At 68.6% G+C, this 17,721-nt stretch carries 16 protein-coding genes; 15 read left to right on the top strand and 1 reads right to left on the bottom strand.

Features of this window, described 5'->3' with window-relative positions; all coding sequences use genetic code 11:
• The first annotated feature begins 67 nt into the window (after window positions 1–67).
• The 9 genes from JWP60_RS21465 to JWP60_RS21425 all read left to right on the top strand — a co-directional run bounded on the left by JWP60_RS21465 (window position 68) and on the right by JWP60_RS21425 (window position 10,718).
• Window positions 68–1,771, top strand: coding sequence for an ATP-binding protein (locus JWP60_RS21465; RefSeq protein ID WP_299795814.1), 1,704 nt, complete (start codon window positions 68–70; stop codon window positions 1,769–1,771).
• Complete coding sequence (locus JWP60_RS21460; protein ID WP_363320941.1) at window positions 1,765–2,598, top strand: response regulator; 834 nt, start codon at window positions 1,765–1,767, stop codon at window positions 2,596–2,598. The genes JWP60_RS21465 and JWP60_RS21460 overlap by 7 nt, the downstream gene beginning before the upstream one ends.
• A 2-nt stretch (window positions 2,599–2,600) precedes the next feature.
• Window positions 2,601–3,524, top strand: a complete 924-nt coding sequence (locus tag JWP60_RS21455) for a HAMP domain-containing sensor histidine kinase (protein ID WP_299795811.1) — start codon at window positions 2,601–2,603, stop codon at window positions 3,522–3,524.
• A gap of 115 nt (window positions 3,525–3,639) precedes the next feature.
• A complete protein-coding gene (locus JWP60_RS21450) occupies window positions 3,640–4,191 on the top strand; it encodes a DUF3305 domain-containing protein (protein ID WP_299795808.1) in 552 nt (183 codons plus the stop codon).
• Entirely contained in the window at window positions 4,184–4,867 is a 684-nt protein-coding gene (locus tag JWP60_RS21445) for a DUF3306 domain-containing protein (RefSeq protein WP_299795805.1), read from the top strand. Before JWP60_RS21450 ends, JWP60_RS21445 begins: the two co-directional genes overlap by 8 nt.
• The gene (locus JWP60_RS21440; protein ID WP_299795802.1) at window positions 4,794–6,881 is read left to right on the top strand and encodes a 4Fe-4S binding protein; all 2,088 of its coding nucleotides are present in this window, start codon (window positions 4,794–4,796) and stop codon (window positions 6,879–6,881) included. Before JWP60_RS21445 ends, JWP60_RS21440 begins: the two co-directional genes overlap by 74 nt.
• Complete coding sequence (locus JWP60_RS21435; protein WP_299795799.1) at window positions 6,878–7,762, top strand: formate dehydrogenase accessory sulfurtransferase FdhD; 885 nt, start codon at window positions 6,878–6,880, stop codon at window positions 7,760–7,762. The genes JWP60_RS21440 and JWP60_RS21435 overlap by 4 nt, the downstream gene beginning before the upstream one ends.
• A gap of 7 nt (window positions 7,763–7,769) precedes the next feature.
• Window positions 7,770–10,292, top strand: a complete 2,523-nt coding sequence (locus JWP60_RS21430; RefSeq protein WP_299795796.1) for an FtsX-like permease family protein — start codon at window positions 7,770–7,772, stop codon at window positions 10,290–10,292.
• Between the two features lie 21 nt (window positions 10,293–10,313).
• Window positions 10,314–10,718, top strand: a complete 405-nt coding sequence (locus tag JWP60_RS21425) for a group II truncated hemoglobin (protein WP_299795793.1) — start codon at window positions 10,314–10,316, stop codon at window positions 10,716–10,718.
• Window positions 10,719–10,900: 182 nt separating this feature from the next.
• Here JWP60_RS21425 and JWP60_RS21420 read toward each other — a convergent pair whose 3' ends face one another.
• Complete coding sequence (locus JWP60_RS21420) at window positions 10,901–11,845, bottom strand: LysR family transcriptional regulator (protein ID WP_299795790.1); 945 nt, start codon at window positions 11,843–11,845, stop codon at window positions 10,901–10,903.
• Window positions 11,846–11,962: 117 nt separating this feature from the next.
• Between JWP60_RS21420 and JWP60_RS21415 the strand changes: the two genes are divergently transcribed.
• The 6 genes from JWP60_RS21415 to JWP60_RS21390 all read left to right on the top strand — a co-directional run.
• On the top strand, window positions 11,963–13,024 hold the full coding sequence (locus JWP60_RS21415) for a Gfo/Idh/MocA family oxidoreductase (protein ID WP_299795786.1): 1,062 nt from the start codon (window positions 11,963–11,965) through the stop codon (window positions 13,022–13,024).
• A 47-nt stretch (window positions 13,025–13,071) separates the two neighbouring features.
• On the top strand, window positions 13,072–14,055 hold the full coding sequence (locus tag JWP60_RS21410; RefSeq protein ID WP_299795783.1) for a tripartite tricarboxylate transporter substrate binding protein: 984 nt from the start codon (window positions 13,072–13,074) through the stop codon (window positions 14,053–14,055).
• Window positions 14,056–14,076: 21 nt separating this feature from the next.
• Entirely contained in the window at window positions 14,077–15,192 is a 1,116-nt protein-coding gene (locus JWP60_RS21405; protein ID WP_299795780.1) for a Gfo/Idh/MocA family oxidoreductase, read from the top strand.
• A gap of 4 nt (window positions 15,193–15,196) precedes the next feature.
• Window positions 15,197–16,195 (top strand): Gfo/Idh/MocA family oxidoreductase, encoded by a 999-nt coding sequence (locus JWP60_RS21400; protein WP_299795777.1) that lies wholly within the window; start codon window positions 15,197–15,199, stop codon window positions 16,193–16,195.
• Between the two features lie 8 nt (window positions 16,196–16,203).
• On the top strand, window positions 16,204–17,289 hold the full coding sequence (locus JWP60_RS21395) for a flavin reductase (protein ID WP_299795774.1): 1,086 nt from the start codon (window positions 16,204–16,206) through the stop codon (window positions 17,287–17,289).
• Between the two features lie 26 nt (window positions 17,290–17,315).
• A partial coding sequence (locus JWP60_RS21390; protein ID WP_299795771.1) for an LLM class flavin-dependent oxidoreductase occupies window positions 17,316–17,721 on the top strand: 406 nt, incomplete at its 3' end.

The raw sequence follows: 17,721 nt of genomic DNA, 5'->3' as shown, positions 1-17,721 counted from the left end.
TGCTGCGCGCGCGCGTTATGTTGGACTGCGCACATACGCCGGCTGCGGAGCGTGCTAGGGTCCAAGCATGCTCGAACCGAGAACCGCCGGCATCGTCCGCGCCCGCCCGACCGACCCCTTGACCCAGGGCGGCAGCGCCTCGCGTCTGGTCAAGGCCGGCGCCCTGCAGAACGCCATCCTGACCAGTGCGAACTTTTCCATTATCGCGACCGACGAGAGCGGCATCATCCAGCTCTTCAACGTCGGCGCCGTGCGCATGCTCGGCTACCGCGCCGACGAGGTCATCAACCGGGTCTCCCCCAGCGACCTGCACGACCCGCGCGAAGTGACCGAGCGGGCCGAGGCGCTGACGCTCGAACTCGGCACCACCATCGCCCCCGGCTTCGAAGCCCTCGCCTTCAAGGCGTCGCGCGAGATCGAGGACATCTACGAGCTCACCTACATCCGCAAGGACGGCAGCCGCTTTCCGGCGATCGTCTCGATCACGGCGCTGCGCGGCGACGACGACGCGATCATCGGCTACCTGCTGATCGGAACCGACAACTCCACCCGCAAGCTGGTGGAGTCCGAGCTGCACGCGGCGCTCGCCGCCGCGGACAAGGCCAATCTCGCCAAGTCCGAGTTCCTCTCCAGCATGAGCCACGAGCTGCGAACGCCGCTGAACGCGATCCTGGGCTTCGGCCAGCTCCTGGGCAGCGGGCAGCCGGCACCGACCGCGGTGCAGAAGCGCAGCATCGAGCACATCCTCAAGGCTGGTTGGTACCTGCTGGAGCTCATCAATGAAATCCTCGACCTGGCGCTGATCGAGTCCGGCAAGCTGACCTTGTCCAACGAACCGGTGTCGCTGGCGGAGATCGTCTCGGAGTGTCAGGCGATGGTCGAGCCGCAGGCGCGCTCGCGCGGCATCCAGATGGCGTTCCCGGTCCTCGGCACGCCGCAGTTCATTCTTGCCGATCGCACGCGCGTCAAGCAGGTCCTGATCAACATCCTGTTCAACGCGATCAAGTACAACCGCCCGGAGGGCAGCGTGACCGTGGAAACGGCGCCCGGCGTGGACTGCATCCGCATCAGCGTGCACGACACCGGGATGGGCCTGGCGCCCGAACAGCTCACCCAGCTGTTCCAGCCGTTCAACCGGCTGGGCCGGGAGTCGGGCCCGGAGGAAGGAACCGGCATCGGCCTGGTGGTAACCAAGCGGCTGGTGGACCTGATGGGAGGCGCGATGGGGGCCGTCAGCACGGTCGGCGAGGGAAGCACCTTCTGGTGCGAATTCAAGGTCGCGAGCGCGCCGGAGTTCGTGCCGGTGCCCTTGGGCGATGTCGACGCGGTGCGGCCTCCCGTGCCGCAGGGAGCGCCGCAGCGCACGCTCCTCTACGTTGAGGACAACCCGGCCAACCTCGAACTGGTCGCGCAGCTGATCGAGCGTCGCGGCGACCTGCGCATGGTGAGCGCCACCGACGGCAGGCTGGGCATCGAGTACGCACGGGCCTGCCTGCCCGACGTGATCCTGATGGACATCAACCTGCCCGGCATCAACGGCATCCAGGCCATGCAGGTGCTGCGCGCGCACCCAGCCACGGCGCACATCCCGATCATCGCCCTCAGTGCCAACGCGATTCCGCGCGATATCGAGCGCGGCCTGGAAGCGGGTTTCTTCAGCTACATCACCAAGCCGATCAAGGTCGCCGAGTTCATGGACGCCCTCGACGTTGCCCTGCTCGTGTCGCATGGCGCCAAGGCGGCCGCGGCGGCGGCGGAGTCGTCGTGCTGAGCGCTGCACCCGACACCCGCGACGCGAAGATCCTGGTGGTCGACGACCAGCCGGCCAACGTCGCCCTGCTGGAAGACGCGCTTCGCCAGGGCGGCTACACCCGGGTCGAGTCCACCATGGATCCGCAGGAGGTGTGCGCCCTGCACCGCAAGAACCGGTACGACCTGATCCTGCTCGACCTGCAGATGCCCGGCATGGACGGCTTCCAGGTGATGGAAGGCCTCAAGACCAACGATCACGACCCGTACCTGCCGGTGCTCGTCATCACCGCCCAGCCGGGGCACAAGCTGCGCGCATTGCAGGCGGGCGCGCGCGATTTCATCAGCAAGCCGTTCGACCTGCTGGAGGTGGCGACCCGCATCCGCAACATGCTGGAAGTTCGCCTGCTGTACCGGCGCCTGGAACAGTACAGCCTGGAACTGGAGGCAGCGGTACAGGAGCGCACGGCCGAATTGCGCGAGAGCGAAGCGCGTTATCGCAGCCTCACCGAGCTGGCTTCCGACTGGTACTGGGAACAGGACGAGCACGGCAATTTCACCAAGGTCTCCGGGCCGGTGCTGGAGATGCTCGGCGTCCGGGTCGACAGCCTCGCCGACGAGGCACCGGTGGGCGGCAGCCGCCCCGCAGACGGGTGGAACGATGCCGAGCGGTCTGCGCTGCAGGCCGCCGTCCAGGCGCGTGAGCCGTTCCTGAATTTCATCTTCAGCCGCGTCAACGCCGACGGCACGCGCCAGAGTTTCCAGGTCAGCGGGGAACCGATGTTCGGCGCCAGCTGCAAGTTCCTGGGCTACCGCGGGATCGGGGTGGAGCTGAGGTCAAAGGGGTAAGCATGGCCGCATCGTCGCAGGCGGACACCGCCATCCTGTCGGTTGCGCTGCTCAACCAGCAGATCGAGGCCGCGCGCTCCGAGCTTGCGCTGCTGCGGGGCCAGCTCGTCCAGCTGAGGAGCGACATCGCCGATGCGCCAGGCGAGGCCTTGCGCGCGGCCAACGAACTGCTCGCGCGCGCGCGGTCCGACGCCAAGCTGGTCGAGGTCGTCGCCACGGAGGCGCACGGCCGGCGGGTCAGCTTCCTCGCCACGGTGGCCCACGAATTGCGCAATCCGCTGATGCCGCTGCGGCTGGCGGCCGTGATGCTCGATCGCGCGCGCACCGACGAAGCAGCGCACGCCCGGCTGCAGGCGACCATCACCGGGCAGGTCGCGCAGATGACCCGCCTGATCGGCGACCTGCTGGAGGGATCGCGCATCAGCACCGGCAACTTCCGGCTGGAGCGAACCGTCATCGACCTGAACGCCGTGCTCGATCGCGCGATCGAGACCAGTCAGCCGGGAATGGATGCGCGCAAGCACCGCTTCGAACGCAGTCCGCGCTCAGGGCCCGTGATGGTGCTCGGGGACGCGGTGCGGCTGGTCCAGGTCTTCGGCAACCTGCTGGAGAACGCGTCGAAGTACACGCTGGAAGGTGGCGCGATTTCGCTGCGCGTGGGCATGCGCGGCCATGCCGTCGTGGTGACCATCACGGACAACGGCATCGGCATCAGTGAAAAGGCCTTGCCCCATGTGTTCGACATGTTCGTGCGCGACCAGCACGCCACCGAAGTCAACGAAGGCGGGCTGGGCATCGGGCTGGCGGTCGTGCGCGAACTGATCAAGGCCCACGAAGGCAGCGTGGGCGCCACGAGCGCTGGCAAGAGCCAGGGCAGCGAATTCGTCGTGATGCTGCCGGTTGCCGCGGTGTCCAGGACGGCCTGAGGCTGGCGGTCGGCCGCCTTCGCCGCGCGCCGGTCGCCGCGCGCAGCCCGGCTCGATGGCTGTTGCACAATCCGCGTCATGCTTCCCGCGGCCACAGGCGCGGGGATCTCTTCCCATGACCTCACGCCCCAGCATCGAAGTCGCCGTGGTCCTGCGCAAGCGCCGCACCGCCAGCCACTGGCAGCCGTGGCAGTGGGAGCTGGAAGACGTGGTGCCCGACGAGCCGGCCTACGGCAGCGAAGCCCGGCGCCTCTACCAGGGCGAGGATGGCGAGCGCTGGCTGCATCCGGGCTTTCGGGCCGAATTGTTCCGCGACGATGCCGAGGGCTACTTCCTCAACGTCAGCGCGCCGGCGCCCTGCTGGTTCGTGCTGTGGCGCATGGAAGAGCAGGCCGGCGTGGCCGACGAGCCCATCCCCCGGCCGGTGGTGGTGAGCCTGAGCTATCACGAGGCGGCCCGCTGGCTCGATGCGCAGGAGAGGGTGGAGCAGGTGCCGGCGCCCCCGCATATCGTCGAGTGGATGCACGCGTTTGTCGAAGCGCACTATGTGAGCGAGCCCAAGAAACGCAAGCGGCCTGAGAGTTTCCGGCGAGTGGAGGATCGCTTCGGGCAGCGGGCTTCGGGGACGACCGAGAAGAAGGTCGGCGGGGGAGACGGCAATGGCTGAGGGATTCCTCGGGCGCTGGGCGAAGCGCAAGGAGGCGGTGCGCAAGGGCGAGGCCGTGCCGGACGAGGTGCCGCTGCCCTCACCCCAACCCTCTCCCCCGCGGGGAGAGGGAGCAAGACCGGATTCGCTCTCTCCCCCGCTCGCTGGAAAGGGAGCAAGACCGGATTCACTCCCTCTCCCTCTCGCTCTCGCGCGACAGGGAGCAGGACTGGATTCGCTCCCTCTCCCGCTCGCGGGAGAGGGCAGGGGTGAGGGGACGGCGCTCCAGCAAGCTCCGCCCCCCACCCTCGCAGACACCCAGGAGCTCACCCCCACCTCCGACTTCACCCGCTTCGTCCGCCCCGGCGTCGCCCCCGAGGTGAAGAACGCGGCCCTCAAGAAGCTTTTTGCCGATCCCCACTTCCATGTGATGGACGGCCTGGACGTCTACATCGACGACTACAACAAGTCCGATCCGATCCCGCCGGAGATGCTGCGGCAGCTCGTGGGCGCGCGCTTCCTGGGCCTGTTCGAGGACGAAGAGCAGCAGGCCGCCGAAGACCCGCCGCCGCAATCCGTGGCACAGTCCGATACCGCACAAGCATTACCGCCGGCCGAACACGATGGCGACCCTGATCTGCGACTGCAACAAGACGATGCCGCTGGACCCGGCGGTCCTCGGCCGGGCCCTGGATGAAAAGCTCACCCTGCACTCCACGCTGTGCCGGCGCGAGGCCGGCGCCTTCCAGCAGGCGGTAAAGAGTGGCGACGACGTGGTCGTCGCCTGCACCCAGGAAAAGCGGCTGTTCGGCGAACTCGGCCAGCAGACCGAAGGCGCCGTGTCGCCGGTCCGCTTCGTCAACATCCGCGAGACCGGGGGCTGGAGCCGCGACGCGCGCAGCGCGATGCCCAAGCTGGCCGCATTGCTGGCCGCGGCCAGATTGCCCGAGCCGGAGCCGGTGCCCACCGTCACGTACCAAAGCGCCGGGCGGCTGCTGGTTATCGGTCCCCTGCAAGAGGCCGAGCGCTTTGCCGCCCTGGCCGGCGATGTCCTCGACGTCACCATCTTCGCGCGCGGCGGCAGCGGCGCGCAGGAGCGCAGGTACCCCGTGCTCGGCGGCCGCATCGGCAGCCTCACCGGCTGGCTGGGCGCCTTCACGCTGGCCTGGTCGCAGGACAACCCGATCGACCTGGACCTGTGTACGCGCTGCAATGCCTGCGTATCGGCGTGCCCGGAACAGGCGATCGGCCTGGATTACCAGGTCGACCTGCAGTCCTGCACCGGCCACCGCGCGTGCGTCAAGGCGTGCGCCGTGGCCGGCGCCATCGACTTCGCGCGCCCGCCCGTGGCCCACAGCGACAGCTTCGACCTGGTGCTGGATCTGCAGCGCGAGCCGTCCTTCGCACGACACGCGCCTCCCCAGGGCTATTTTCACCTGCCACCGGGGCAGGCGCAGGGGCCGCGCGCGCTCGAGGTCGTGATCAAGCTGCGCGAGCTGGTGGGCGAATTCGAGAAGCCCAGGTTCTTCGCATACAAGCAGAAGCTGTGCGCCCACAGCCGCAACAACCAGGTCGGCTGCGACGCCTGCATCGCGATCTGTTCCGCCGAGGCGATCACCAGTGACCGCGCCCGCCAGCAGATCCAGGTCAATCCCAATCTGTGCGTGGGCTGCGGCGCGTGCACCACCGTCTGCCCCACGGGCGCAATCTCCTACGCCTATCCGCGCGCCAGCGAACAGGGCGCGAAGATCCGCACCGTGCTCTCCACGTACTTCACTGCGGGAGGCACGGCGCCCGTGCTGCTTTTGCATGGCCACGAGCGCGGACAGGCTCTGGTCGAGGAACTCGGTCGCGCCGCGCGCGTGGGCCGTGCCGAGGGTGTGCCGGCCAACGTGATCCCGCTGCCGCTGTGGCACATCGCCAGCGTCGGCATCGAGCTGTGGCTCACGGCGGTCGCCCAGGGCGCCGCGCACGTAGCGGTGCTGGCCACTGGGGAAGAGGCGCCGCAATATCTCGAGGGGCTTGGCTTGCAGATGCAGGTCGCGCAGGCGATCGTCGAAGGGCTTGGCTACAGCGGCCGGCATTTCAGCCTGCTGCAAGTCGCCAGCGCCGACGCGCTCGATGGCGAACTGCGCCTGCTGGCCAGCCGCCGCGGAGCGACGCCCGCGGCGCGCGCGCGCTTCGCCGTCTCCGGCGAAAAGCGCACGACGCTGGAACTCGCGCTTGACCACCTTTGCGACCAGGCGCCGCGCAAGCCGGAACAGATCGCGCTGCCGCCAGGCGCCCTGTTCGGCACGGTCGCCGTCGACAAGGACAAGTGCACGCTTTGCATGAGCTGCGTGGGCGCCTGCCCATCGAGCGCGCTGCAGGACAACCCGGAGTCGCCGCAACTGCGCTTCGTGGAGAAGAACTGCGTGCAGTGCGGCCTGTGCGCCACGACCTGCCCCGAGCAGGCGATCGCGCTGCAGCCGCGCCTGCTGCTCACGCCCGAGCGCAAGCAGGCCCGGGTGCTGAACGAAACCCAGCCCTATGGCTGCATCCGCTGCGGCAAGGCTTTCGGCACGCTCAAGGGCATCGAGTCGATGATAGGAAAGCTCGCGGGCCACGCGATGTTCCAGGGCGCCGCGCTCGAGCGGCTGAAGATGTGCGGCGACTGCCGCGTGATCGACATCTACAGCTCGCGGAACGAGGCGCGCATCACGGATCTATGAGCGAGCCTTCGGCCATCACCCGTCCCGTCCTCACCGCCGCCCGGGCGCCGCTGACGCGCAGCGTGGAGATCGTCAACGAGCATGGCGAGCTCGAGACCATTTCCATCCCGGCCGAACGCGATCTCACCGTCTACGTTGACAAGCGCGAACTCGTCACGCTGATGACGCTCGGTGCCCATCCCGAATGGCTGGTGCTGGGCTACCTGCGCAACCAGCGCCTGGTCGAATCGCTCGAGGCCGTCGAATCTGTCACCGTCGATTGGGAGGTCGGCGCCGCTGCCGTCAAGACGCGCACCGGCATCGAACGCATCGAGGAACGCACGGCGCATCGCGTGGTCACCACCGGCTGCGGGCAGGGCAGCGTCTTCGGCCACCTGATGGACGAAGTGGACAGCTTGCGCCTGCCCGATGCGCGCATCACCCAGGCGCAGCTGTACGGCGTCGTGAACGCGATCCGGCTGCAGGAAAGCACGTACAAGTCCGCCGGCTCCGTGCATGGCTGCGCGCTCTTTCGCGGCGAGGAGATGCTGCTGTTCGTCGAGGACGTCGGCCGCCACAACGCCATCGACACCATCGCCGGCTGGATGTGGCTGAACCAAGGCGAGATCGCGCCGCCGACGCGCGAGGCGCCGTTCGTGTTCTACACCACCGGGCGGCTGACCAGCGAGATGGTGATCAAGTCGGCGCAGATGCAGGTGGCCATCGTCGTGTCGCGCAGCGGCATGACGCAGATGGGCCACGACATCGCGCAGCGCGTAGGCCTGTGCACCATAGGCCGCGCCACCAACCGCCACTTCCTCTGCTACACCGGCCGCGACCGCCTGCTGCTGCAGCCGGAGCTGGCCGCGCGCCCCAGGCCAGCGGTGCCGCCGCAGGCATGATTGGCGCATGACGCTGCACTCCGCCTGGTCCCTCGGTTGGCGCACGCTGTGGCGCGACCTGCGCGCGGGCGAACTGCGCCTGCTGATCGTCGCCGTGACGCTGGCCGTCGCGGCGCTGACGGCCGTCGGCTTTTTCGCCGACCGCCTCAAGGGCGGCCTCGCCCGCGATGCGCGCCAGCTCCTGGGCGGCGACGTCGTCGTGGTCAGCGACCAGCCCACGCCGGCGGACTTCCTGCAGCGGGCGCAGGCGCTCGGCCTGCAATCCGTGACCACGCAGGTGTTTCCTTCCATGGCCCGCGCGCCCGACGCACTCGGGGGTGCCAGTCGCCTGGTGGCGCTGAAGGCCGTGCCCGAGGGCTATCCCCTGCGCGGCAACCTGCAGGTCACCGACCGCCCTGACGCCCCGGGCAGCAAGACCCGCGAGGTGCCCCGCCGCGGCCAGGCGTGGCTCGATGCCGCCGTGCTCGAGTCGCTGAATCTCAAGATCGGCGACCCGCTGCTGCTCGGGGACGCGCAGCTGCATATCGCCCGCATCATCACGGTCGAGCCCGATCGCGGCACCGGCTTCCTCAACTTCGCGCCGCGCGTGATGATCAACACGCTGGACCTGCCGGCGACGCATCTCGTGCAGCCGGCCAGCCGGGTGAGCTGGCGCTTCGCCGTTGCCGGTCCCGACCGGCAGGTCAAGCAGTTCGCCGATTGGGCTGCCGCGCAGGCCAGGCGCGCCGACGTGCGCGGCGTGCGCATCGAGTCCTTCGAAACCGGCCGGCCCGAGATGCGGCAGACGCTGGATCGCGCAGAGAAATTCCTCAACCTGGTCGCGTTGCTTGCCGCCTTGCTCAGTGCGGTGGCCGTGGCCCTGGCCGCCCGCGGATTCGCCAGCCGCCATCTCGATGACTGCGCGATGCTGCGGGTGCTGGGACAGAGCCAGCGCACGATCGCGCTCAGCTACGCGATCGAGTTCTCGCTGATCGGGCTGGCTGCCAGCGCGCTGGGCGTGGCGATCGGGTTCGCGGTGCACTTCGGCTTCGTCGCGCTCATGAGCGACCTCGTGCAGACCACGTTGCCGGCGCCCGGCAGCTGGCCGGTGGTGTTCGGGATGGGCATGGGCCTCACCTTGCTCCTGGCGTTCGGGCTGCCGCCGGTGCTGCAACTGGCGCAGGTTCCGCCGCTGCGGGTGATCCGGCGCGACGTCGGCAACCTGAAGCCGGCCTCGCTGCTGGTGCTGGGCATCGGCGTTGCCGGCTTTGTCGCCTTGCTGCTGGCGGCCAGCAGCGACCTGAAGCTGGGGCTGATCGCGGTCGGTGGCTTCGCCGGTGCGGTGCTGCTGTTCGCCGGCCTCAGCTGGGCGGCGGTGAAGCTGCTGCGGCGCGTCGTCAACGAAGCGACCGCGCCGCGCTGGCTGGTGCTGGCCACCCGGCAGATCGGCGCGCGCCCGGCTTATGCCGTGGTGCAGACCAGCGCCTTGGCGGTGGGCATGCTCGCCCTGGTGCTGCTGGTGCTGCTGCGCACCGACCTCATTGGCAGCTGGCGCCAGGCCACGCCCGCCGATGCGCCCAACCGCTTCGTGATCAACGTGCAGCCGGACCAGAGCCAGCCCTTTTTGCAGATGCTGCGTGGCGCCGGCGTGCAGCGGCTGGACTGGTACCCGATGTTTCGCGGCCGCCTCGTCGCCGTGAATGGCCGAAGCATCGCGCCTGACCATTTCGCCGATGACCGTGCGCGCCGGCTGGTCGATCGCGAATTCAACCTGTCCTTTTCCGCGCAGCCGCCCGCGCACAACCAGGTGGCGGCCGGACGCTGGCAGCCGGGCGAGCAGGGCGCCATCAGCGTCGAAGAAGGCCTGGCCACGACGCTGGGGCTGAAGCTCGGGGACACGCTGCGCTTCGACGTGCAGGGCAGCACCAGCGAGGCGAAGATCACTTCGCTGCGCAAGGTGGACTGGGGCTCGATGCGCGCCAACTTCTTCGTCATGTACCCGGTGGCCGCGCTGCCCGACATGCCGGTCACCTACATGGGCGCCTTTCGCGCGCCCGCCAGGCCCGGCTTCGACAACGCCCTGGTGCACGCCTTCCCCAACGTCACCGACGTCGACATGACGGCCACCCTCAACCAGGTGCAAGGCGTCCTCGACAAGGTGATCCGCGCCGTCGAATTCCTCTTCGGCTTCACCTTGGCCGCGGGCGTGGTGGTGCTGTTTGCCGCCGTCACGGCCACGCGCGAAGAGCGCGCGCGCGAGTTCGCGATCATGCGGGCGGTGGGCGCGCGCGCCAGCCTGCTGCGCCAGGTGCAGCGCGCCGAGCTGATCGGGGTGGGCCTGCTCGCCGGCTTCCTGGCCAGCGTGGTCGCCTCGGTGGTGGGCTGGGCGCTGGCGAAGTACGCCTTCGATTTCGCCTGGACGGCCTCACCCTTGGTGCCCATCGAGGGCGCGCTCGCGGGGGCCGTGCTGGCGCTGGCCGCTGGCTGGTGGGGACTGCGCGAAGTGCTGAGCCGGCCGGTGGTGGAGACCTTGCGCAAGGCCTCCGAATAGCTTCGCTGGGACAATCGCGGCATGGACAAAGAGGATCAGCCGCAACCCGCCACCCCGTTCGAGTGGGTCGGCGGCGAAGACAAGGTGAAGGCGCTGGTGGAGCGCTTCTATGACCTGATGGACCTGGAGCCGAAGTACGCGGAATTGCGCGCGGCCCATGGCAGCGAGCTCGAACGGGCGCGCCAGAACCTGTTCTGGTTCCTGTGCGGCTGGCTCGGCGGCCCGCAGCACTACACCGACCGCTACGGCCACCCGCGCCTGCGCATGCGCCACATGCCCTTCAAGATCGGCGTGATCGAACGCGATCAGTGGCTGGCGTGCATGGACCAGGCGATGGGCGAGGTGGGGGTCGACGAGACGCTGCGCGCGCGCTTGCGCGAGTCGTTTTCCCAGACTGCGGACTGGATGCGCAACGCGCCGGGGTGATGTTCGGCCCTCGCTAGCGGTAGGGTGGCCGCACAAGAACTTTTCAACGCAGAAGTCGCAGAAGCAAGGCAGAAAACGCAGAAGGATTCCTCGCTGTGTTTTCTGCGTCTTCTGCGGAATTTCTGCGACTTCTGCGTTCTGAAATGACTTGATCCGCGCCGCACGTTGGCGGGCGCCTTCGGCTACGCCCGCCGGGCCTTGGCGGCCTTGGCCGGCAGGCGCTGCAGCAAGCGGAACGCCCCCTCGTCCGCCAGCGCCGAAAACTGCCGCGCCAGCGTCTCGGCCACTTGCCGGATCGCCGGCGTGTCGCGGCCCGAGAGCGGCTGGGCGATCACCAGCAGGCGGTGCAGGCTGGCATTGGCCACATGGAAGGCGTCGAGCCGATGCGCCCGCACGTCTTCCTGGAAGGTCGAGGCCGGCATCAGCGTGATGGCCTGCCCGCGCATCACCATGCGGCGGATCGCCTCCACCGAATCCACCTCCGCCGCGACGTTCAGCGCCCGCCCGTGCCGCCGCAGTTGGTCCTCGATCACGGTGCGCAGGCCCGAGGTCACCACCACCGGCTCGTTGCCTAGCTCGTCGAGCGTGTAGTAAGGCTGGATGCCGCGCGCGCCCGGCGGCGTGATCACCAGGATCTCCTCGGACACCGCCGGCTCCGCCTGCAGCATCGTCGTGCGCGGCGGATTGGTCAGCACGGCCAGTTCGATGCGGCCGGTGATCAGCAGGTCCAGCAGCGTGGCACTGAAGCCCTCCACGATCTTCAGCTGGATGCCGGGGTAGTCCGCTGCCACCTGCGCCAGGCAATCGGGCGCCAGCAGCGGCGCCAGCGTGGGCGACAGGCCCAGGCTCACCGCCCCCTGCACTTCGGCGGCACCATCCTTCAGGTCCATGCGGGCGAAGTCCACCTCGCGCACGACGCGGCGGGCCCGCTCGAGAAAGCGGCGCCCGGCCGGCGTGAGCTGGATGCCGCGCGGCAGCCGGGTGAACAGGGTGCATTCCAGCTCGTCCTCGATCGTCTGGATCTTGCGGCTCAGCGCCGATTGCACGATGCCCAGCTCGCCGGAAGCACGCGTGATGCTGCCAAGTTCAGCAGTGAGGATGAAGCACTTGAGGCTGCGGATGTCCATCGTAGGTTTGCTTGTGCCATGCCATTGTTGCATGGCTGGCATGCTGACAAAGCGTTTGTCCAGAGAGGCAGTGCTGCCTAGCATCCATGCTCGCAAGAGATTCCTTCAGGAGTGAACATGGACGCTATCGAAGTCGCCGTCATCGGCACCGGCTGGTGCGGCGGCATCCGGGCCGAGACCCTCGCCCGCCACCCGTTCTGCAAGGCGCTGCACGTGGCCGAGAGCCGGCCCGAGCGGCTGGCCGAGGTCAAGGCGCTGGTGAAGCCGAAGACGGCCACCACCGACTGGCACGACATCGCCAACAACGACAAGATCAGCGCGGTGTACATCTCGGCGACACCCGAGACCACGCACTACCCGATGACCAAGGCCTGCCTGCTCGCCGGCAAGCACGTGTTCCTGGAAAAGCCCATCGCGATGACGCTGGAAGAGGCCGACGAACTGATCGCGCTGGCCCGCAGCAAGAAGCTCAAGTTCACCATCGGCTATTCGCAGCGTTTCAACCCCAAGTTCGCCTATGTGCGCAAGGCGATCCGCGAAGGCTCGATCGGCACGCCGGTCAGCGCCCTTGTTTCCCGCCACATCAGCCGCGCCCTGGGCACGAAGATCACGGGCCGCACCAAGCTGTCGCCCGCCGCCATGGAGTCGACGCACGACCTCGACTTCGTGCTGTGGTGCCTGGAGCCGGCCAAGCCCGTGCGCGTCTACTCGCAGAACAACTACGGCGCGATCAAGGCCATGAGCGGCACCGAGACGCCCGACCTGCAGTGGATCAACGTCACCATGGACAACGGCGTGTCCTTCGTGGTCGGTGGCGGCTGGAGCCTGCCGCCCAACTACCCCAACTTCTCGACGACGATGATCGAGATGATCGGCACCGAAGGCGCGGTGTTCGTCGACGACAGCCACAAGGACGTGATCGTGCGCTCGATGAAGGACGGCATGCAGCTGCCCATGTCGTCGATGCCCGGCGAGAAGGTGGAACACGTGTGGGCCGGCCCGATGGCCGCCGAGACCGAGCACTTCCTCAACGCCGTGGTGCGCGACGAGCCCGTGATGGTGACGCCGGAGCACGCGCGCATGGTGATGGAGCTCTATATCGCCGCCGACCTCTCGGCGGAGACCAACCTGCCGGTTACGCTGCCGCTGGCGCGCCCGCAGCTGGCCAGGGTGGCCTGAGCGGCGCGCCGGGTCCCGACAACATAAAACACAAGGAGACAAACCCGATGCGACTCTTGCGCCGCTCCCTTCTCGCCGTGGCGGCCGCCCTGCCGCTGGCGGGCCTGCCCGCGCTCGTGCAGGCCGAGGGCTATCCCAACAAGCCGATCCGCGTGATCGTGCCGTTCGCGCCCGGTGGCGCCTCCGACTTCGTCGCGCGCATCCTGGCGCCGCGGCTGCAGGCCGAACTGGGCCAGACCATCCTGATCGACAACCGCGCGGGTGCCGCCGGCAACATCGGCATGGAAGCCGCGGCCAGCGCCGCGCCGGACGGCTACACGGCCTTCCTGGGCAACGTCGGCACGCTGGCGATCAACCCGGCGATCTTCGGCGCCAACCAGAAGGTCAGCGCCGCCGACCTGATGCCGGTGACGCTGGTGGCCAATGCGCCGGACGTCATGGTGGCCAACCCCAACGTGCCGTCGAAGACGGTGGCCGAGTTCGTCGAGCACGCGCGCAAGACCCCCGGCATGAGTTTCGCCTCGCCGGGCAGCGGCAGCCTCAATCGCCTGGAAATGGAGCTGTTCCGCCAGGAGGCCAAGCTGGACATGACGCACGTGCCCTACAAGGGCGGCGCCGGCCCCGCGCTGGTCGACATCGTCGGCGGCCACGTGCCCGTGGGCTTCGTGCCGGTGCCCGCGGCCATGCCGCTGATCAAGGGCGGCCGGCTCAAGCCCGTCGCGGTGGCAAGTGCCAGGCGGCTTTCTTCGCTGCCTGACGTGCCGACGCTCGTCGAATCGGGTTTTCCCCAGGTGGTGGGGGGCTCGTGGCAAGCCGTGATGTTCCCGCTGCACACTCCCGAGCCGGTCATCGAGAAATGGCATGCCGCGCTGCTGAAGGTGCTGGCGCGCGAGGACGTGAAGGCCGACCTGCTCAAGGGCGGGGTCGAGACCGCGACCAGTGCCTCGCCCAAGGAGCTGGCTGCCTTCATCCAGCAGGAAGCGCGCCGCTGGGGCGCCGTCGCCAAGAGCTCGAACGCCACGGCCGATTGAATCGAACAGGAGTTTCCCCCAATGACCGTTGAATCGCGTCCCATCGGCCTCGCCATCATCGGCGGCGGCCGCGTCGGCTTGTTCCGCGGCGAGGTGGCCGCGCGCCATCCGCTGGTGAAGTGGGTCGGCCTCGCCGAAATCAAGCCCGAGCGCGCCCAGGAAGTGGGCCGCAAGATCGGCGCCAACTTCATCACCGCCGACTACAAGGAGCTGCTCGCGCGGCCCGAGGTCGATGCGGTGATCGTCGCCACCGACGAACACCTGCACGTCGGGCCCGTGCTGGAAGCGGCACGTCTCGGCAAGCCCATGCTGATCGAGAAACCGCTGGCCACCCGCGCCAGCGAGTCGCGCCAGGTGATGGAGGCGATAGCGAAGGCGAAAGTCGATGCCGTCGTCGGCTACACGCAGCGCTTTCGGCGCCGCTGGCTGGCGGCCAAGGAGAAGGTGCGCACCGGCGCGCTGGGCGAGGTGACGCTGGTGACCAGCCGCGCCTTCATGAACCGGCTGGTGGCCATCGACAACTACGTGCGCACCGACGATCCCTCCAGCATCTCGCCGATGGTGATCTCCGGCACGCACGCCCTCGACATCGTCATGTGGATGATGGAAGGCAAGCAGCCGGTGGAGATCTACGCCAAGTCGAACGACAAGGCGCTGGGCCCGCAGTACAAGGGCATCGACTGCACCGCCGGCATGATCACCTTTGCCGACGGCAGTGCCTACCACCTGAGCATCAACTGGGCGCTGCCCACCACCTGGCCGGGCGCGGTGTACAGCCTGGATGTCGGCATCGTCGGCACCGAGGGCGTGCTGACCATCGACGACACGCACCGCGACATCGTGCTGGCCGTCTCCAAGCCGCAGATGACGGGCTATGCGCCCGACAAGCAGCGCCTGGTCGACTTCATGGGCAGCTACCCGCCGGGCGACATGGCCCTGGGCGAACTGCGCGGGCCGATGCGTGAAGAGACCGAGTCGTGGCTCAATCGCGTGGGTGCGGGCTGGACGACGCAGGCCGCCACCACCGCCGAAGCGCACATGAACCTGATCCTCACCAAGGCGCTGGACCTGTCCGCGCGTACCGGCAAGGCGGTGCGCTGCGAGGACTGGGCCGAGCTGGAATCCAAGCTGGACTGAACATATGCTGAACATCGCCGTCATCGGCCTCGGATGGTGGGGCCGCATCATCACCGACCTGGCTCGCCAGAGCGACAAGCTGCGCGTCGTGCGCGTGGCCGACGTCAGCCCTTCGGGCGAGGCGTTCGCACGCGAGCGCGAGATCCCCTTCTCTGCCAGCTTCGAGCAGGCGCTGGCCGACCCGAACGTGAAGGCCGTCGTGCTGTGCACGCCGCACTCGCAGCACACCGACCAGATCGTCGCCGCGGCCCGGGCGGGCAAGCACGTGTTCTGCGAGAAGCCGCTGTCGATGTCGCGCGCCGACGTGCTGCGCGCCATCGCGGCGGTGGAGCAGGCGGGCGTCGCGCTGGCCGTGGGCCACGAGAAGCGCTTCGAGCCGCCGATCCTGGAGATCATGAAGCTGGTGAAGTCCGGCGCGCTCGGCACGCCGCTGCAGGTGGAGGCCAACTTCAGCCAGGACAAGTTCCTCACCCTGGCCAGCGACAACTGGCGCCTCTCCGGCAAGGAAGCGCCGGCCGGCCCGATGACGGCCACCGGCATCCACCTGCTCGATCTGTCGGTCGGCGTGTTCGGCGAAGCGGACACCGTGCATTGCAGCGTCAAGCAACTGGGCAGCCCGCTGTCCAACGGCGACACGCTGGCGGCGCTGGTCACCTTCAAGAAGGGTGGCCATGCGCTGATCAGCGCGATCCTGGCCACGCCTTTTGCCGGCCGCTTCGCGGTGTACGGCTCGCAGGGCTGGGCCGAGGTGCGCGACAAGACGCATCCCGAGGCGCCGGAAGGCTGGACGCTCACCAGGCACCTGCGCGGCGAGCACCGCGCGACCTCCGTCGACCTGCAACCCGCGCCCGCGGTGCTGCACAACCTCGAAGCGTTCGCCGATGCCGCGGAGGGTCGGGCGCCTTATCCGGTGCCGCGCGCAGAAATGATCGCCAACGTCAGCGCGCTGGAAGCGATCTTCCGCTCGGCGAAGTCGGGCGCGATCGAGAAGGTGGAAAGTTGAGCGGGGCGATGAGCGCTCCCGCCGCCCTGGACGCGCGCGAACTGCGGCAGGTGCTGGGCTCCTTCGTCACCGGCGTGACCGTGATCACGACCGTGGATGCGCAGGGCAAGCCGCACGGGCTGACGGTCAACTCCTTCAGTTCGGTCTCGCTCGACCCGCCGCTGATCCTGTGGAGCCAGTCGCTCACGGCGCCCAGCCACCCCGTGTTCCGCGATGCCGAGCGCTTCGTGGTCAACATCCTGGCCGACGACCAGGTGGCGATCTCCAACCAGTTCGCTCGCGGCAAGGACGACAAGTTCGCGGGCTGCGCGATCGATACCGGCCTCGGAGGCGTGCCCCTGATCCGCGGCAGCGCCGCCTGGCTGGAATGCAAGCGCATGGACTGCTTTCGCGGCGGCGACCACATGGTCTTCCTCGGCCAGGTGGAACGCATGCAGCGCAGCGGCAGGCAGCCGCTGGTGTTCGGCGGGGGGCGTTACCTGGTCGCGCAGCCGCACGACCTGGGCAGCCTGCTCACCGAGAGCGGTCCCAACATCGCGCGGCTGCAGGCCGTGCGCCTGGCAACGCGCGCCGTGGTGGAACTGTCCGACGAGATCGACGAGACCATCGGCCTGGGCGTGTGGGGCAATCACGGCCCCACCATCGTGCGCTGGGAAGAGGCGAAGGAGCCGGTGAGCGACAACCTGCGCACGGGGCTCGTGCTGCCGGTGCTGACGTCCGGCACCGGTCTCGCCTTCGCGGCCTGGCTGCCGACCGAAATGACGGCGCCCTTCATTGGCGAAGAGGCCGCCACCGACCGCGCGGCCAACCGCGTGCCGCGCACCGAGGGCCTGGAGCAGCGCGTGGCGCAGTTCCGCGCGCAAGGCTTCGTGCGGCTGGAAGGCATCGAGGATTTCACCGAGCTGTATGGCCGCAGCATCAGCGTGCTGACCGTGCCGGTGTTCGCACCCGACGGCGCGATGGTGTTCGCGCTGACCGCGATCGGCGCCTCCGATCGCCTCGACACGAGCGACCAGGGCAAGGTGCTCGCCGGCATGCGCCGGTGCGCCGACACACTCACTCAACGCCTGCGCGGCACGCCCGCGCTGGCCTGACCCGATAAAGAAAGACCGGAGACTCCATGAAACTGGGCATGTTCATGATGCCGCTGCACCCCCCGGGGCGCAATGCAACGCAAACGCTGGCCGAAGACCGCGAGGCCTTCCTGCTGGCCGACCGCCTGGGCTACGTGGAGGGCTTCGTCGGCGAGCACGTCACCGACATCGCCGAGAACGTCACCTCCAGCCTGATGTTCCTGGCCTCCCTGGCCCACGAGACCAAGGACATCGTGCTGGGCACGGGCACCATCAACATGCCCAACGGGCATCCGGCGGCGATCGCCGCGCAGGTGTCGATGCTGGATCACATCCTCAAGGGCCGCTTCATCATGGGCATCAGCCCGGGCGGCCTGATGTCGGATGCCGAGGTCTTCGGCAACTACCAGAAGAACCGCAACGCGATCTTCCTGGAGAGCATCAACATGGTGC

This window comes from Ramlibacter sp. (assembly GCF_028291745.1).
Lineage (GTDB): Bacteria > Pseudomonadota > Gammaproteobacteria > Burkholderiales > Burkholderiaceae_C > Ramlibacter.
This window is presented reverse-complemented; position numbering and strand designations above follow the sequence as displayed.

What these genes read in the sequence shown, in the direction of transcription:
- JWP60_RS21465 (WP_299795814.1), top strand. Translation starts at nt 68, where the DNA reads ATGCTCGAACCGAGAACCGCCGGCATCGTCCGCGCCCGCCCGACCGAC.
- JWP60_RS21455 (WP_299795811.1), top strand. Translation starts at nt 2,601, where the DNA reads ATGGCCGCATCGTCGCAGGCGGACACCGCCATCCTGTCGGTTGCGCTG.
- JWP60_RS21450 (WP_299795808.1), top strand. Translation starts at nt 3,640, where the DNA reads ATGACCTCACGCCCCAGCATCGAAGTCGCCGTGGTCCTGCGCAAGCGC.
- JWP60_RS21445 (WP_299795805.1), top strand. Translation starts at nt 4,184, where the DNA reads ATGGCTGAGGGATTCCTCGGGCGCTGGGCGAAGCGCAAGGAGGCGGTG.
- JWP60_RS21440 (WP_299795802.1), top strand. Translation starts at nt 4,794, where the DNA reads ATGGCGACCCTGATCTGCGACTGCAACAAGACGATGCCGCTGGACCCG.
- JWP60_RS21435 (WP_299795799.1), top strand. Translation starts at nt 6,878, where the DNA reads ATGAGCGAGCCTTCGGCCATCACCCGTCCCGTCCTCACCGCCGCCCGG.
- JWP60_RS21430 (WP_299795796.1), top strand. Translation starts at nt 7,770, where the DNA reads ATGACGCTGCACTCCGCCTGGTCCCTCGGTTGGCGCACGCTGTGGCGC.
- JWP60_RS21425 (WP_299795793.1), top strand. Translation starts at nt 10,314, where the DNA reads ATGGACAAAGAGGATCAGCCGCAACCCGCCACCCCGTTCGAGTGGGTC.
- JWP60_RS21420 (WP_299795790.1), bottom strand. Translation starts at nt 11,845, where the DNA reads ATGGACATCCGCAGCCTCAAGTGCTTCATCCTCACTGCTGAACTTGGC.
- JWP60_RS21415 (WP_299795786.1), top strand. Translation starts at nt 11,963, where the DNA reads ATGGACGCTATCGAAGTCGCCGTCATCGGCACCGGCTGGTGCGGCGGC.
- JWP60_RS21410 (WP_299795783.1), top strand. Translation starts at nt 13,072, where the DNA reads ATGCGACTCTTGCGCCGCTCCCTTCTCGCCGTGGCGGCCGCCCTGCCG.
- JWP60_RS21405 (WP_299795780.1), top strand. Translation starts at nt 14,077, where the DNA reads ATGACCGTTGAATCGCGTCCCATCGGCCTCGCCATCATCGGCGGCGGC.
- JWP60_RS21400 (WP_299795777.1), top strand. Translation starts at nt 15,197, where the DNA reads ATGCTGAACATCGCCGTCATCGGCCTCGGATGGTGGGGCCGCATCATC.
- JWP60_RS21395 (WP_299795774.1), top strand. Translation starts at nt 16,204, where the DNA reads ATGAGCGCTCCCGCCGCCCTGGACGCGCGCGAACTGCGGCAGGTGCTG.